Genomic DNA, 13,426 nt, shown 5'->3' with positions numbered 1-13,426 from the left:
ATGCGCCTCATGGTTCATGTGGATAAGCGGGCCGGCGGTTAACCGCGCCCGCGCGCCGCTTTACTCGGCGGCGGCAGGCTGCGCGGCGCAGGCTTTGCCGTGATAGAGCCCGACCATATAGAGCCAGCGTTTTTCCGCGACGATCTTTTCTTCGGCTTCGCGTTTTTTCTTTTTCTTGGAGGAAGAGCCGAGAAGCCCGCCGACCTTGCCGATGGCGCCCACCGCCGCGCCGCCGGCGCCGGCGGAGATCGCGGCTTGTTGCGCATAGCCGGTTCCGATGCCCGCAAGCTGTTCGCCGTCCATCAGCGATTGCGACGGGTCGCCGCCAAGGCGCGCTTCCATGGCGCCGACTTCATCGACGATTTCCGCGCAGCTCATCGCCTGGTCGCCAAATTTCATCGGTTGCGTCAAGGGCGGCGCCTCGTCATCGGCGTGGGCGAAGCTGGCGCTCATGACTGTAAGAGCGATGGCGGCGGCGATTGATTTGCGCATTGGGAGATCCCCTTCCTAAGGCTTGATGCGATATCCGGCGCCTTCAGCGCATGAGCCGAGCAGCTGCTATCGCCGCCCTCCCCCGCTATGCGCTGAAGACCGGGCCACAATAAGAAGACCGAAATTCCCGGCATCATCAAAATTGATGATGGGGCGCGGCACCCTCAAATTTCCGCCCATCCCGGCGAAGGCCGGGATCTCCCGAAACAGACGCTACCATGGTAAACTCGCGACATGGCTTTCTATGTTTATATCGTCACCAACAAGCCGGAAGGCGTGCTCTATACGGGCATGACCGACGATATAAACCGCCGGGCAGAGGAGCATCGGACACATCTTCGGCGCGGCTTCACAGACAAATATAATTGCGAAATGCTGGTCTGGTATGAACCTCATGAAACGCGCGAAGGCGCTTTTCGTCGTGAGCGTCAGATTAAGGAATGGAAGCGCGAATGGAAATTGCGCCTCATTCTGGAGATGAACCCGAATTGGCGCGATTTGGGAGAGCACTTGATTTGACGAGGCGCCATTGCCGACTGAGATCCCGGCCTTCGCCGGGATGAGCGGAGTTTAGGTTTAGCCTACTTCCAAATCCCTTTGCCGCTTCCCGGCAGGCCGTGCATTAGCAATCAATCGACTAGTGCATCGCCAGCCTTATTGACCGCAAAGACTTCCAGGGGCGCGTGTTTATCTAATATTTAGCTGATAGTTTTTAGACACCTCATCGAACCCAACACTTTTCAGAAGTGATTCAGACGCGGCGTTTACCAACCAAACTTGCGCAGAAAGGGATGCGACGCCCTCGGCCGCAAGTCTATTTTTCAGTTCCGCAAGTAGCATGCTGGCAATGCCAGTCCGTTTATGTGTTTCTGAAACAGCAATATCCCAAAGAACCGCAAACTTATGTCCCTTCAAGCCCATACCGATAACGTCGTTATAGGTCATATAGAGCAGATACCCGCATAGTTCGCCTTCAAGCTCCCAGCCGATTCCTTTGCCATAGGATCGTTTTACGATCAGCCCCTGTGGAATAAAGTGAGAAAGCGTTTTGCGCACATCACGAGCATCTCTATCCCCATCGAAGATATCAGGCATGCGAGCTGCATGCGCGTGATGGGTCAGTAAATGTAGCTTGGTCATCGTATCGAGATGCGCTTTTTGCAGCTCGACGAGATTTCCCCGTAGCATCACTTCCAAATCCCTTTGCCGCTTCCCGGCAGGCCGAGCTTGCCCCACATCTCATCGACCTTTTTCACCACCGCCTCATCCATGCGGATTTCTTCGCCCCACTCGCGCTTGGTTTCGGGCGGGAGCTTGTCGGTGGCGTCGAGGCCGATCTTGGAGCCGAGCGAGGCTTCCGGCGATGCGAAGTCGAGATAGTCGATCGGCGTGTTTTCGATCACAGTGATGTCGCGCGCCGGGTCCATCTTGGTGGAGACCGCCCACATCACGTCTTTCCAGTCGCGCGCATCAATGTCGTCATCCACGACGATGATCCATTTGGTGTACATGAACTGGCGCAGATAAGACCACGCGCCCATCATCACGCGCTTGGCGTGACCGGGATAGGCTTTCTTCATGGAGATCACCGCGATGCGGTAGGAACAGCCCTCGGGCGGCAGCCAGAAATCGGTGATCTCGGGAAATTGCTGCTGCAATAACGGAATGAACACCTCGTTTAAGGCTTCGCCCAGCACTGACGGCTCATCAGGCGGGCGGCCGGTAAAGGTCGAGAGATAAATTGGGTCCTTGCGATGCGTGATCGCGGTGATAGTAAACACCGGAAACCGCTCAACGGAATTATAGTAGCCGGTGTGATCGCCATAGGGGCCTTCATCAGCATACTGATCGAGAGAGACATAGCCTTCAAGCACGATCTCCGCTTCGGCGGGCACTTTCAACGGCACGGTCTTGCAATCGACCAGTTCGACCTTTTTCCCGCGCAGCAATCCGGCGAAATGATACTCCGACAATGTGTCCGGCACCGGCGTCACGGCGGCGAGGATGGTGCCCGGGTCAGCGCCGATGACGGCGGCGACGGGAAGCGGCTCGCGTTTTTCCTTGCCCCAGCGCGCATGATGTTGCGCGCCGCCGCGATGTTTAAGCCAGCGCATGATGGTCTGGCCGCGCCCGAGCTTTTGCATGCGGTAAATGCCGAGATTGTAATCGTCCTCGCGCTTCGTCCCCGGTCCCTTGGTGACCACCAGCGGCCAGGTGATGAGCGGCGCCGGCTCGCCCGGCCAGCAAGTCTGGATCGGCAGCTCGTCGAGATTGATCTCGTCGCCGGTCTTCACCACTTCCTGACAGGGCGCGCCCCAATCGCGGTTTGAGGGCTTCATGGCCATCACGGTCTTGGCGAGGGGCAGCATCTCCATCACGTCTTTGAGCCCGCCCGGCGGCTCCGGCTGGCGCAGAAAGGCGAGCAACTCGCCGACCTCGCGCAGATCTTCGCCGGTCGCCCGCGCCTTGCCGTCCAGGGTGACGCCCATGGCGACGCGCTTCACCGTGCCGAAGAGGTTCACCAGCACCGGCATGGGCGAGACCGACCCGTCATCCATCAGGGGCTGCTCGAACAGCACCGCCGGGCCGCCTTCAGCGAGCAGGCGGGTCTGGATTTCGGTCATTTCGAGCTTCACCGAGACCGGCTCGGCGACGCGGACCAGCTCTCCAGCTGATTCGAGGCGGGCGATGAAGTCGCGCAGGGACTGACAGGCTTCAGCGGATTTGGGCATGCATCTTCCTATCTTATGGGGGCCGGCCTTCCCATGTGGCGCCGCGCCGCCCCAAAATCGACAAAGCCTCGCCGCGTTAACGTCTTGCTCACCAAAAAGTAAGCCAGAGCTTAATCTATTTTTTCCGCCTGCCCTTTACGGTTAGCGCCCTGAAGCATACTTTATCGCAGCGCCGCAAATAAACGGGGCGCTCATTGTCAGTCACCCAGCGCCGCCCCGGCCAATCGCCGGAAGCATCGCAAAAGGGGTTTCGGGGAGTTCAGTTCGGCATGTTGCCGATAGTGCATCAGGTGTTCGGATCGTTGCTGGTCGTTGCGGGTCTTATTATCCTGCCGCTGCCGATCCCGTTCGGCCTGATCATGCTGACCATCGGCTTCGCCCTTCTCGCCCCCTATATCCCGGTCGTGCAGCGTCTGGTCCGCTATATGCGCAGCAAATGGCCCGATCTCGACACTAAGCTGCGCCAGTGGCGTCACCGCATGCCGCCGGTGATCAAGTCGACCATCGACAAAACGCATCCCTTCACCCCGGCTGAATAAGCCCGCCATAGGCGCTAAAAAGACATCCGCGCATTATTGTGCTAAAGTCCCGCGAGCGGAAATCGGGGGAATTTCATGCGCATACTCACTTTTCTGACCTGTCTTCTGACGCTGGCGGCGCTGACCAGCGGCGCGAGCGCGGGCGACAAGGCCCATCGCGCCTATAAGGGCCCAATCATCGACATGCATCTGCACGTCTATCCGGCGGACGGCAACGGCCCGCCGGGGATTGGCGTTTGCGTCGGCGTCGCCGCCGATCTGAAATACGACCCGGCGGAGCCATGGCCCGTCTTCTTCACGCGCCTGTCGCAAGACCCGCCCTGTGAAGAACCGATCTGGGGGTCGCAAACTGATGACGGCGTGCGCGACCAGACCATCGCCGCCATGCGCAAGCACAATATTAAAGGCGTCCTCAGCGGCGCGCCGGAAGAGGTCGCAGCATGGCAGGCCAAGGCGCCGGGGCTTTTCATCGCCGGACGCGCACTCAACATAAAACGCGATGCAGTTTCCGCCGAACAACTTGAGGCGGAGTTTGTAAATGGCGGTTTCAAAGTCCTGGCCGAAGTCAGCAATCAATATAGCGGCGTCCTCGCTGATGATCCCGGCTTCGATGATTACTGGGCCGCGGCGGCCAAGCACGATATTCCGGTCGGCATTCATATCGGCGTTGGCCCGCCGGGAAGCCCCATGCTCTATCCGGACTTTCGAGCGCAAAGCCCGCTACGCATAGAAGAGATCCTCAACCGCCATCCAAACCTTCGCGTCTACCTGATGCATGCGGGCTTTCCGTTTACGGATGATATGAAGGCCATGCTCTATCTGTACCCGCAATTCTATGTGGATGTGGGCGTTTTGCAGATCGCGACGCCGCGCGATGATTATTACGCTTTTCTCGAAGAATTGGTGCGCGCCGGCTATGGCGACCGCATCATGTTCGGCTCTGACCAGATGAACTGGCCCGGCATCATTGAGGAGGGCGTAAACGCCATCAATGACGCGCCGTTCCTCACCTATGAGCAGAAGAAGGACATCCTCCACGACAATGCCGTGCGGTTTTTGCGGCTGGAGGAGTAAATACTAGGAAGTATCTGCGCTTACTCACACTGGCGGAATGTTAGAAGGTCTTTATCTATCGCATCAAAATGCGACATCAGCGCATCAGAACCTTGACGCTTCCAAAGCTCGTATTCTTCATGTGACAAGAAGCAAATCAATCGAAAACTATAAACTTGTCCATTGAGGGAAAAGTTCTCTTCCAAGTCACATAAGATCCCGGAAACGGAAAGTGGCAGAAGTACAACTGCGACGACCCCACGTTCTCGCAGTTTCGTATCATTAAACGCAACGACATCTGTTGGCTCCAGCCGCCGTCCTTCCAATTCAATCCCCTCCAAGTTTGAGACCACTTGTCGGATTAATTTTCTTTCGCCATCACTTACAGTGATAAAGATAGAAGGCGTATTCCTAGGAATATTGAATACAACGAATAGATCATGATCCGGCTCAATTCTTGCGGTGGCTTGGAGAAATTTTTCTTGTCGCCCGATGAACTCGGATTCAAATGTTTCGCAATCATCATCTACATGTTCCAAGCTGAGAATCCGTGAAACGATTTCTCCTTTTAGGTTTGGAACTTCCATAGATCAGCTTCCAGAAAAATCCGGCTTGCGCTTTTGCATGAAGGCCATGCCGGCTTCGCGAAATTCCGCCGACTGAAGCTGCGCCGCGAAATGCACGCCCTCTTCGCGCATCCGCGCGAGAATGGTTTCGCGGTCGCCCTTCATCAGCCGTTTGGTCAGCGCCATCGCCGTCGGCGCCTTTTCCGCAATCGCCTGCGCCGTCGCCAGCGCTGTCTCACTCAGCGCATCCGCCGCGACCACTTCGTTGACGAAGCCAAGCTCGCGGGCCCGCGCCGCATCGATCTTCTTGCCGAGGATCAGCATCTCCGCTGCGCGCTGATGACCGGCGATTTGCGGCAGCAACAGGCTCGACGCCGCTTCCGGCACAACGCCGAGATTGACGAAAGGCGTGTGAAAGGTCGCGCCCTCCGCCGCATAAACCAGATCGCAATGGAAAAGCATGGTGACGCCGACGCCCACCGCCGGTCCCTGCACCGCTGCGATCAGCGGTTTTTCAGCGGTCGCGATGGCTTCCAGAAAGCGGATCACCGGCGGCTTTTCATTACCCGGCGACGGCGTCGCCGCGCCTGACATAAAATCGGCGATGTCATTGCCGGAGGTGAACATATCCCCGCGCGATTCAAACACTACCGCCCGGATCGCATCGTCGCGTTCCGCTTCAGCGAGGCCGTCCGCCAGCGCCGCATACATGGCGGCGGTGATGGCGTTCTTTTTCTCCGGCCGGTTGAAGCCGAGGCGCAGGAGAGCGCCATCGCGCTTGATCGTGATATGATCCGTCATCAAAAAATCCGCCTTTTAAAGTTCCCCGACTTGACGCGAAGCGCGCGCCGGGATCAAGAACAGGAAGCAGCCAGAAAGCCACTTTATGCATATCTGCATTCTCGAGACCGGCGAACCGCCAGAGCCGTTGAAATCACAATTCGGCGACTACCCCACCATGTTTGAGCAGCTGCTTTCGCGCCATACGTCGCGCTTTTCCTACTCTTCCGTGGCGGCGGAAAAAGGCGCGCCAATGCCCGCGATCTCTACGTTTGACGGGCTGTTGATCACCGGCTCCGCGACCGGGGTCTATGACGGTCATGACTGGATCGATTCTTGCGCGGAGCTGGTGCGCCAGACCGCCAAAGCCGGCAAGCCGCAGGTCGGCATCTGCTTCGGCCACCAACTGATGGCGCAGGCGCTGGGCGGCAAGGCGGAAAAATCCGACAAGGGCTGGGGCGTCGGCATTCACGACTACAAGATCACGGCCGAGGCCGAGTGGATGAACCCGCCTTCCAACCGGCTCGCCTGCGCCGTGTCGCATCAGGACCAGGTGACCGAACTGCCCAAAGGCGCGCGCATTCTCGGCGGCTCGGAGTTCTGCCCCATGGGCGTGCTCGACTTCGCGCAGGGCCCGGCGATCTCCTTCCAGCAGCATCCCGAATTCGCCCATGATTATGGCGAAACCCTGCTGCGCTTCCGCAAGGGCCGCATCCCCGCCGATCGCGCCGATCCCGGCATCGCCAGCTATAAAAATCACAGCGACCGCGAATTGATGGGCCAGTGGATCGCGAATTTCTTCCTGCAGCATGAAAGGTAAGCCATGAGCGATTTCATTCTTGGCATAGGCGACAAGAATCTTTCCTCCTGGTCCTTGCGGCCCTGGTTCCTGATGACCCAGGCGGGCATTCCGTTTACGGAAGAAAACATCAAGCTCGACCGGCCGGAATCGCGCGGTGTCCTGAAGGAAAAATCTCCGTCGGGCCTCGTTCCCTATCTCAATCACGGGGACGTCAAGATCTGGGACTCGCTCGCCATCATGGAATATCTCAATGAGCGGTTTCCCGATAAACAGCTCTGGCCGGCGGATGCGAAAGCGCGCGCAATGGCCCGCTCGGTCGCGGCGGAAATGCATTCGGGATTTTCAGCCCTGCGCGCCGTCTGGCCGATGATGGTCACGCGCAAGGACATGCAGCACACCACCCAGTCCGGCGTCGCTCGCGACATTGAACGCGTCGATTTCCTTTGGAGCCTGTGCCGCAAAGAGTTCGGCGCAGGAGGCGATTTCCTGTTCGGAAAATTCTCCATCGCCGACGCCATGTTCGCGCCCGTCGCGTCGCGCTTTGTCACCTATGGGCCGCTCGATCTGTCGCCGGAAGCGGGCGCCTATCGCGACATGATGATGGCGACGACGGCGATGCAAAAATGGATCGACGGCGCGAAGGCGGAGTTGGCGGCGGGTTAGCAGCAGTCCCAGTGATAAATGGCGTTTTCGAAACGCCGCGCGTTGAGGTCTTCTTTGCGGATGAGGAAACACGCCTCGCCCGCATCGCCCCACATGATGTCGTCGGTCCAGCCGATCTGTAACAACACGGTATCGTAATCGGCCCAGCGGCTGTGTTCTCGAATGTCGCTTTGGGTGAATTTCGGATGGCCCCCCATATAAATCGCTGCGCTGGGAAGGTCGTCCAGCCAATCGTAAAACTTGTTGAGCTCCGTCGTGTCGCCGCCATGGCTGACCGCATCGGCATAGAGTTCCGCAGCGATGGTGGCGCCGGTCGGATACATGTTCCCCGTCTCAAAGCGCAGATCCCGCCCGTCCCTCATGACGCTCTCATTGAGGATCGGCGAAAATTCCGGCAGCCCCGCCTGATATTGATCGCACAGGACAAGGCCGTCGGTGTTTTCGCGATAGATCACGGCGAAGCCTTCGCCAGTCTTGGACGGAAATTCACAGCCATTCACATCGTCGTCTTCAACAAAAAACTGGAGCAGGCCTGTATCTGGAAACCCTTCAAGCGCGGGCGCCTCCGCAAAATTGATCTGGAGAAGGAAGATCATCGGACGGCCGTTTTTGCCGAGAAGCGCCGGCTCACCGGCCGGCCAGGCGGGGCCGCCGCCGAACCGGCTGGCGGACGCCGCGCCGGAGGCTGAACCCTCCTGCGGCGAACAGGAGACAATCGGCTTAGGGTCGGCGAGGATGGCCTGCTTCAGCTCTTCGATGGAAACCCGCGTCGGACCGCGCCGCCGCCCGCCGCCCAAACCGCCCGCTTTGCCAGACAGTTTTTCCATCAGTCGCGTGAAAATATTCATGAAATCCCCTTCCCGAAAGCCGCGAAAATCCACGGTTGCGAAGCTCGCCCATACCTTTTATCCCCTCGCTGATGCAAACACCTGAAGCCCAAGCCATTCTTGAACGCCTGATCGCCGACGCAAAAGCGGCGGGGGCCGAGGCCGCGGATGCGGTCCTCTATCACTCTGTTTCCAGCGGCGTTTCCTGGCGCATGGGCAAGCTCGAGGATGTCGAGCGGTCCGAGGCGGCCGATCTAGGCCTGCGCGTGCTGGTGGGCCAGCGTCAGGCTTCGGTCTCGACCACCGATCACTCGCCCGCCGCCCTGAAAGAACTGGCCGAGCGTTGCACCGCCATGGCCAAGGCTGCGCCGGAAGATCCCTATTGCGGGCTCGCCCCTGCGGAACGGCTTGCGCATGCGCCCTTCCCCGAGCTTGATCTCGGCGATTTCGCAGAGCCCTCTACCGACGCGCTGAAAACCCGCGCCGGCGAATGCGAGGAAGCAGCACTCGCCGTCAAAGGCATCGTCAATTCCTCCGGCGCCGGCGCCGGCTATGGCGAGGGCTATAAATGGCTGATGACCAGCCACGGCTTTTTCGGCCAGTCCGGCGGCTCCAACCATTCCGTCTCGGTCAGCGTTGTCGGCCAGGACGAGAACGGCATGGAGACCGATTACGACTATGATTCCAAAACCCATATTGACGAGCTGAAAAGCGCCGCCGAAATCGGCCGCAGCGCTGGCGAGCGCACCGTGCGCCGCCTCAGCCCGAAGAAAATGAAAAGCCAGACCGCGCCGGTGATCTTTGACAATCGCCTGTCGCGCTCCCTAGTCAGCCAGTTGGCGGGCGCCGTGAATGGCGGCGCGATTACGCGCGGCGTCAGCTTTCTGAAAGACAAAATGGGCGAGCAGATCTTCGCCGCCGGGATCAACATCACCGATGATCCGCATGTGCCGCGCGGCGCGGGCTCGCGTCCCTTTGACGGCGAAGGCGTCGTCAATGCGCGCATCGATCTGATCAAGAACGGCGTTCTCACCGCCTGGCTGCTGAACTCTGCGCAGGCAAAGCAGCTCGAACTGGAAACCAATGGACGCGCCACACGCGGCGCCGGCGACGCGCCGGGCTCGGGCTCGACCAATCTGACGCTTGAGGCCGGGTCGGCGAGCTTTGACGATCTGCTGCGCGACGCCAAGGACTGCCTGCTCCTCACCGATATGTTCGGCCCGCAGGTGAACCCCAATAATGGCGATTATTCCGTCGGTTGCTCCGGCTTTTGGGTCGAGAACGGCGCCATCGCCTATCCGGTGAGCGAAATCACCATCGCCGGAAACATACTCGACATGTATGCGGGTCTGGTTCCCGCAAACGACCTTGAAATCCGCGGGTCAACCAATGCGCCGAGCGTGCTCGTTCCGGCGATGACCATTGCGGGCGACTGATCTTTCGAACGGAGCTATCCATGACCGAGGAAAAACAATTGCTGCATTTCGTGTTCGGCGGCGAGCTGGACAATCTTGAAGAAGTGCATTTCCGCGACCTGTCGAAACTCGACCTTGTCGGCGTCTTCCCTGATTACGCATCAGCGGAAAAAGCCTGGCGCGCCAAGGCGCAACAGACTGTCGACAATGCGCATATGCGGTATTTCATCGTCCATATGCACAAGCTGCTCGATCCCGACGGCGACGGAAAATTCTAAACGCCTCGCATGAGCGCGCACGACAAGCTGAAGGCCGAACTCACCGACTATGACGGCAAGGCGGTGTCGATGCTTTCGGAAATCGCGGCGAGACATGCGGGCGAGAAAAATTTTCTCGATGCATTGATCGCGCTTTGCGGCGATGAAGCCGCAACGATCTCGAACGGCGCCACATGGATGATCAAGGCTCATCTTGACGATGGCGGCGCCTTGAGCGCGAAGCGCGTGGACGCGCTGGTCGCCGCTTGCCCCTGCGTCACCGGCTGGGCGGCGCAACTCCATCTCTGCCAGATCATCGGGCGCCTTTCCCTGACGCCGGCGCACGTCAAAACACTCGCGCCATGGCTGGGCGCCCTGCTGGATCACAAACGCCCATTTCTGCGCGCCTGGTCGGTCGATGCGCTCTGCGCCCTCGCGCCATTGGACACGCAATGCGCGGCGGCGGCGAAAAAGGCGCTGGCCAAGGCGAAGGACGATCCCGCCGCATCGGTGCGCGCCCGCGCACGCAACATTCAGCTTGCGTGACGCCCGCGCCAATCATGCTATGAGGCGGGCATGTCAGATCCATTGACCCGCGAAGATTTCGACACGCCCGCCGGGCGAAACCGGGCGTGGCGCGCGCTGATGCTTGGCGATCACGGATTTCTGCGCGTGATCTATGACAATTCCCACGAGCTCGCGCCGGGGAAGATGTGGCGCACCTATCAGCCTTCGCCAAAGCATCTCGACCGCTGGGCGGCGAAGGGCGTCAAAACCGTCATCAATCTGCGCGGGCCCAAACCCAGCGGGCAATTGTTTCTTGAAGAAGAAGCCTGCAAGCGGTTGGGCCTGAAGCTGATCAATTTTCGCGTCTATTCCCGCGAGGCGCCATCAAAAGAAATTTTGCACGGCGCGCGCAAGCTGTTCGATGAAATCACCTATCCCGCGATCATGCATTGCAAATCCGGCGCGGACCGGGTCGGGCTGATGTCGTCGCTGTTCCTGTTCTTTCACGAGGGTGTTCCCCTCGATCAGGCGCTGGACCAGCTCTCCTTCAAATACGGCCATGTGAAAGCCGGCAAGACCGGCGTCATCGACGCCGCATTCGCGCGCTATATGGCTTACGCGAAGGAAAAAGGAATTTCCCTTTCCGACGTGGACGGATTTTTTCGTTGGGTGGATGAAGCGTATGACCCGGACGAATTGAAAACCTCGTTCCGCTCAAAAGGCTGGGGCGACTTACTGACCGAAGTGATCCTGCGGCGGGAGTAGGCCTCCCTGGCTATTGTCATCCTGGACCGGCAAGGCCCGACCCCCAGACTAAAAGGTTAGGCGCTAAATCCGCATCACCGTCCTTCGAGACGCTAAAATCCTTCATCCTGAGGAGGCGCGATAGCGCCGTCTCGAAGGGCGAAGGATTTTAGCTCCTCAGGATGAAGAGGTGATGCGGATTTTCGTCTGGCGCCTCAAACCAACTGCAACGCCGCCTGCCGCGCATAAGCGCCCTGCCGCGCGACCAGTTCGTCATGGGTTCCGGTCTCGACCACCCGGCCCTGATCCATCACCACGATCATGCCCGCGTCTTTTACCGTTGAAAGGCGATGGGCGATGACCAGCGTCGTGCGCCCGGCGGTGAGGCGCTTTAAGGCGTCCTGAATTTTCGCCTCTGATTCCGCATCCAGCGCCGAGGTCGCTTCATCGAGCAACAGGATCGGCGCGTCTTTAAGGAACGCGCGGGCCAGCGCCACGCGCTGGCGCTGACCGCCGGAGAGATTGGCGCCGCCCTCGCCCAAGGGCGCATCATAGGCGTTGGGCAATTGCGCGATGAAGTCATTCGCCGCGGCATTCTCCGCCGCGCGAATAATCTCCGCCCGCGACGCGCCCGGCATGCCGAAAGCGATGTTTTCCATCGCCGACATATTGAAGAGAATCGCCTCCTGGCTGACCAGCGCCATGCGCGCGCGCAAACTGCGCATGGTTACGCTCGTAATGTCTTCGCCGTCGATGAGAATGCGGCCCGCTGTGGGTTCATAGAGACGCGGCAGCAAATTCATCAGCGTCGACTTGCCCGCGCCCGAAGCGCCGACCAGCGCCACCATTTTCCCGGCGGGTATGTCGAGCGTCACGCCCTCCACCGCATTCGATCCATCGCCATAAGCAAAAGACACATTTTCAAATCGGATCGCGCCGGGACCGGGCGGCAGATCGAAGGCGTCCGGCGCATTCCTGACCGACGGGCTCGCATCGATCAGCGACAGTATGCGCTCATACGCGCCGAAACCTTCCTGCACCACCGCATTCAACGTGCCGAGGCCCCGCCCCGGTTGCGACAGCATGACCAGCGCCGTCAGAAAACCGGTGAATTCGGAAAATGTCGTTGCCCCAGAGCCGATGCGCGAAGCGACCACAGCGATGATCAGCGCGATCGCCGCCGCGCCGGCGATGAAAATCACCGGCTCGTTCAGGGCGCGCGTGTAAGCCATCCTGAGCAGCACCGCGAGGCGATCGTCAAACGCCATGCTCGCCCGCGCGCGTTCCAAAGGCTCAATCTGATAGGTTTTGACCATGCGCGCGCCGGCAACGCTTTCGCCGATCAGCGCGGTCAGATCGCCCGCCTGTTCCTGCGCCTCGCGCGAGGATTTGCGCAGCAGCTTGCCTATGCGCGCGACGACGATGCCGACCACCGCATAGATCGCGATGACCACCGCGAAGAGGATCACATCGTAATAAATCATCACCGCGCAGAGCCCTGCGAATGTCACCGCATCGCGCACGCCCTTGGCGGCGCGGGTCAGCGTCTCGCGCAGCACCGTCACATCATTGGTGAAGCGCGCCATGAACTGCCCCGACACCTCGCCGCGCAATTGCGCGAAATCGAGGGCGGTCATTTTGTCGAACATGTCGTTCTGCATGTCGCGCAAGGCCGAGAGCGAAACCTTCGCGGTCAGCCGCGTGCTGAGATAAAGGCTCGCCGCATAAACCGCCGCCAGCGCCATAATGACAAAAGGCGCCAAAGCGCCGACCGCGGCGAGCGACGGCCCGCCTTCCTCGCCCGCAAGGCCGGCGAAAATCCATTTCACGGAGAGCGCAAAGCCCGCCTGCGCCGCCGAATAGACCGCCATGGCGATAAAGGCCAAGGCGAGCCCCGGCCAATAGCGCGCCAGATAGCCCCGCCAGAGCCGCTTGGCGAGTTGGCGGCTCGAGGTGTCGGGCGCTTCAGGCGCGGATTTTTCAGGCGTATTCTCAGCCACATTCGGCTCCCTTGATCATCGCCGGGCATTGTCGCGAGCGCCGCCGATT

At 59.8% G+C, this 13,426-nt stretch carries 16 protein-coding genes; 9 read left to right on the top strand and 7 right to left on the bottom strand.

Features of this window, described 5'->3' with window-relative positions; all coding sequences use genetic code 11:
* Positions 1-60: 60 nt before the first annotated feature.
* A complete protein-coding gene (locus AC0L8G_RS06670) occupies positions 61-492 on the bottom strand; it encodes a hypothetical protein (RefSeq protein ID WP_473387856.1) in 432 nt (143 codons plus the stop codon).
* A gap of 234 nt (positions 493-726) precedes the next feature.
* On the opposite strand from AC0L8G_RS06670, the gene AC0L8G_RS06665 reads away from it, so the two are divergent.
* On the top strand, positions 727-1,011 hold the full coding sequence (locus AC0L8G_RS06665) for a GIY-YIG nuclease family protein (protein ID WP_473387854.1): 285 nt from the start codon (positions 727-729) through the stop codon (positions 1,009-1,011).
* A 168-nt stretch (positions 1,012-1,179) separates the two neighbouring features.
* Here the strand turns inward: AC0L8G_RS06665 and AC0L8G_RS06660 are convergent, their stop codons facing one another.
* Together AC0L8G_RS06660 and AC0L8G_RS06655 are read right to left on the bottom strand one after the other, a co-directional pair.
* Entirely contained in the window at positions 1,180-1,680 is a 501-nt protein-coding gene (locus AC0L8G_RS06660; protein WP_473388818.1) for a GNAT family N-acetyltransferase, read from the bottom strand.
* A complete protein-coding gene (locus AC0L8G_RS06655; protein ID WP_473387853.1) occupies positions 1,680-3,224 on the bottom strand; it encodes a UbiD family decarboxylase in 1,545 nt (514 codons plus the stop codon). Before AC0L8G_RS06655 ends, AC0L8G_RS06660 begins: the two co-directional genes overlap by 1 nt.
* A gap of 269 nt (positions 3,225-3,493) precedes the next feature.
* Between AC0L8G_RS06655 and AC0L8G_RS06650 the strand changes: the two genes are divergently transcribed.
* Positions 3,494-3,763 carry a PGPGW domain-containing protein gene (locus AC0L8G_RS06650; protein ID WP_473387851.1) on the top strand — a complete coding sequence of 90 codons (270 nt, stop codon included), beginning with the start codon at positions 3,494-3,496 and terminating at the stop codon, positions 3,761-3,763.
* Between the two features lie 75 nt (positions 3,764-3,838).
* Positions 3,839-4,837 (top strand): amidohydrolase family protein, encoded by a 999-nt coding sequence (locus AC0L8G_RS06645; RefSeq protein WP_473387849.1) that lies wholly within the window; start codon positions 3,839-3,841, stop codon positions 4,835-4,837.
* A 20-nt stretch (positions 4,838-4,857) separates the two neighbouring features.
* Here the strand turns inward: AC0L8G_RS06645 and AC0L8G_RS06640 are convergent, their stop codons facing one another.
* Both AC0L8G_RS06640 and AC0L8G_RS06635 read right to left on the bottom strand, forming a co-directional pair.
* The gene (locus AC0L8G_RS06640; protein ID WP_473387846.1) at positions 4,858-5,403 is read right to left on the bottom strand and encodes a hypothetical protein; all 546 of its coding nucleotides are present in this window, start codon (positions 5,401-5,403) and stop codon (positions 4,858-4,860) included.
* A 3-nt stretch (positions 5,404-5,406) separates the two neighbouring features.
* The gene (locus AC0L8G_RS06635) at positions 5,407-6,183 is read right to left on the bottom strand and encodes an enoyl-CoA hydratase (RefSeq protein ID WP_473387845.1); all 777 of its coding nucleotides are present in this window, start codon (positions 6,181-6,183) and stop codon (positions 5,407-5,409) included.
* 85 nt (positions 6,184-6,268) lie between these two features.
* Between AC0L8G_RS06635 and AC0L8G_RS06630 the strand changes: the two genes are divergently transcribed.
* Both AC0L8G_RS06630 and AC0L8G_RS06625 read left to right on the top strand, forming a co-directional pair.
* Complete coding sequence (locus tag AC0L8G_RS06630) at positions 6,269-6,982, top strand: glutamine amidotransferase-related protein (protein WP_473387843.1); 714 nt, start codon at positions 6,269-6,271, stop codon at positions 6,980-6,982.
* Between the two features lie 3 nt (positions 6,983-6,985).
* On the top strand, positions 6,986-7,627 hold the full coding sequence (locus tag AC0L8G_RS06625) for a glutathione S-transferase family protein (RefSeq protein ID WP_473387841.1): 642 nt from the start codon (positions 6,986-6,988) through the stop codon (positions 7,625-7,627).
* On the opposite strand, the gene AC0L8G_RS06620 is transcribed toward AC0L8G_RS06625, so the two are convergent.
* The gene (locus tag AC0L8G_RS06620; protein ID WP_473387839.1) at positions 7,624-8,475 is read right to left on the bottom strand and encodes a YwqG family protein; all 852 of its coding nucleotides are present in this window, start codon (positions 8,473-8,475) and stop codon (positions 7,624-7,626) included. The genes AC0L8G_RS06625 and AC0L8G_RS06620 overlap by 4 nt on opposite strands.
* 71 nt (positions 8,476-8,546) lie before the next feature.
* Here AC0L8G_RS06620 and AC0L8G_RS06615 point away from each other — a divergent pair, with 71 nt between their 5' ends.
* Genes AC0L8G_RS06615 through AC0L8G_RS06600 form a run of 4 tightly spaced genes read left to right on the top strand, consistent with a single transcriptional unit; the run spans position 8,547 to position 11,398 of the window.
* A complete protein-coding gene (locus tag AC0L8G_RS06615; RefSeq protein WP_473387837.1) occupies positions 8,547-9,890 on the top strand; it encodes a TldD/PmbA family protein in 1,344 nt (447 codons plus the stop codon).
* Between the two features lie 20 nt (positions 9,891-9,910).
* The gene (locus tag AC0L8G_RS06610; protein ID WP_473387835.1) at positions 9,911-10,147 is read left to right on the top strand and encodes a DUF4170 domain-containing protein; all 237 of its coding nucleotides are present in this window, start codon (positions 9,911-9,913) and stop codon (positions 10,145-10,147) included.
* 9 nt (positions 10,148-10,156) lie between these two features.
* On the top strand, positions 10,157-10,672 hold the full coding sequence (locus AC0L8G_RS06605; RefSeq protein ID WP_473387834.1) for a hypothetical protein: 516 nt from the start codon (positions 10,157-10,159) through the stop codon (positions 10,670-10,672).
* Positions 10,673-10,702: 30 nt separating this feature from the next.
* Positions 10,703-11,398 (top strand): fused DSP-PTPase phosphatase/NAD kinase-like protein, encoded by a 696-nt coding sequence (locus AC0L8G_RS06600; RefSeq protein ID WP_473387833.1) that lies wholly within the window; start codon positions 10,703-10,705, stop codon positions 11,396-11,398.
* A 194-nt stretch (positions 11,399-11,592) separates the two neighbouring features.
* Here the strand turns inward: AC0L8G_RS06600 and AC0L8G_RS06595 are convergent, their stop codons facing one another.
* Positions 11,593-13,377: an ABC transporter ATP-binding protein gene (locus AC0L8G_RS06595; RefSeq protein WP_473387831.1), complete on the bottom strand. Its 1,785-nt coding sequence runs from the start codon at positions 13,375-13,377 to the stop codon at positions 11,593-11,595.
* Between the last annotated feature and the right edge of the window lie 49 nt (positions 13,378-13,426).

The organism is Hyphococcus sp. D3-15 (genome assembly GCF_055809375.1).
This window is presented reverse-complemented; position numbering and strand designations above follow the sequence as displayed.

What these genes read in the sequence shown, in the direction of transcription:
- AC0L8G_RS06640 (WP_473387846.1), bottom strand. Translation starts at nt 5,403, where the DNA reads ATGGAAGTTCCAAACCTAAAAGGAGAAATCGTTTCACGGATTCTCAGC.
- AC0L8G_RS06620 (WP_473387839.1), bottom strand. Translation starts at nt 8,475, where the DNA reads ATGAATATTTTCACGCGACTGATGGAAAAACTGTCTGGCAAAGCGGGC.
- AC0L8G_RS06670 (WP_473387856.1), bottom strand. Translation starts at nt 492, where the DNA reads ATGCGCAAATCAATCGCCGCCGCCATCGCTCTTACAGTCATGAGCGCC.
- AC0L8G_RS06605 (WP_473387834.1), top strand. Translation starts at nt 10,157, where the DNA reads ATGAGCGCGCACGACAAGCTGAAGGCCGAACTCACCGACTATGACGGC.
- AC0L8G_RS06600 (WP_473387833.1), top strand. Translation starts at nt 10,703, where the DNA reads ATGTCAGATCCATTGACCCGCGAAGATTTCGACACGCCCGCCGGGCGA.
- AC0L8G_RS06650 (WP_473387851.1), top strand. Translation starts at nt 3,494, where the DNA reads ATGTTGCCGATAGTGCATCAGGTGTTCGGATCGTTGCTGGTCGTTGCG.
- AC0L8G_RS06610 (WP_473387835.1), top strand. Translation starts at nt 9,911, where the DNA reads ATGACCGAGGAAAAACAATTGCTGCATTTCGTGTTCGGCGGCGAGCTG.
- AC0L8G_RS06655 (WP_473387853.1), bottom strand. Translation starts at nt 3,224, where the DNA reads ATGCCCAAATCCGCTGAAGCCTGTCAGTCCCTGCGCGACTTCATCGCC.
- AC0L8G_RS06665 (WP_473387854.1), top strand. Translation starts at nt 727, where the DNA reads ATGGCTTTCTATGTTTATATCGTCACCAACAAGCCGGAAGGCGTGCTC.
- AC0L8G_RS06635 (WP_473387845.1), bottom strand. Translation starts at nt 6,183, where the DNA reads ATGACGGATCATATCACGATCAAGCGCGATGGCGCTCTCCTGCGCCTC.
- AC0L8G_RS06660 (WP_473388818.1), bottom strand. Translation starts at nt 1,680, where the DNA reads ATGCTACGGGGAAATCTCGTCGAGCTGCAAAAAGCGCATCTCGATACG.
- AC0L8G_RS06645 (WP_473387849.1), top strand. Translation starts at nt 3,839, where the DNA reads ATGCGCATACTCACTTTTCTGACCTGTCTTCTGACGCTGGCGGCGCTG.
- AC0L8G_RS06630 (WP_473387843.1), top strand. Translation starts at nt 6,269, where the DNA reads ATGCATATCTGCATTCTCGAGACCGGCGAACCGCCAGAGCCGTTGAAA.
- AC0L8G_RS06615 (WP_473387837.1), top strand. Translation starts at nt 8,547, where the DNA reads ATGCAAACACCTGAAGCCCAAGCCATTCTTGAACGCCTGATCGCCGAC.
- AC0L8G_RS06625 (WP_473387841.1), top strand. Translation starts at nt 6,986, where the DNA reads ATGAGCGATTTCATTCTTGGCATAGGCGACAAGAATCTTTCCTCCTGG.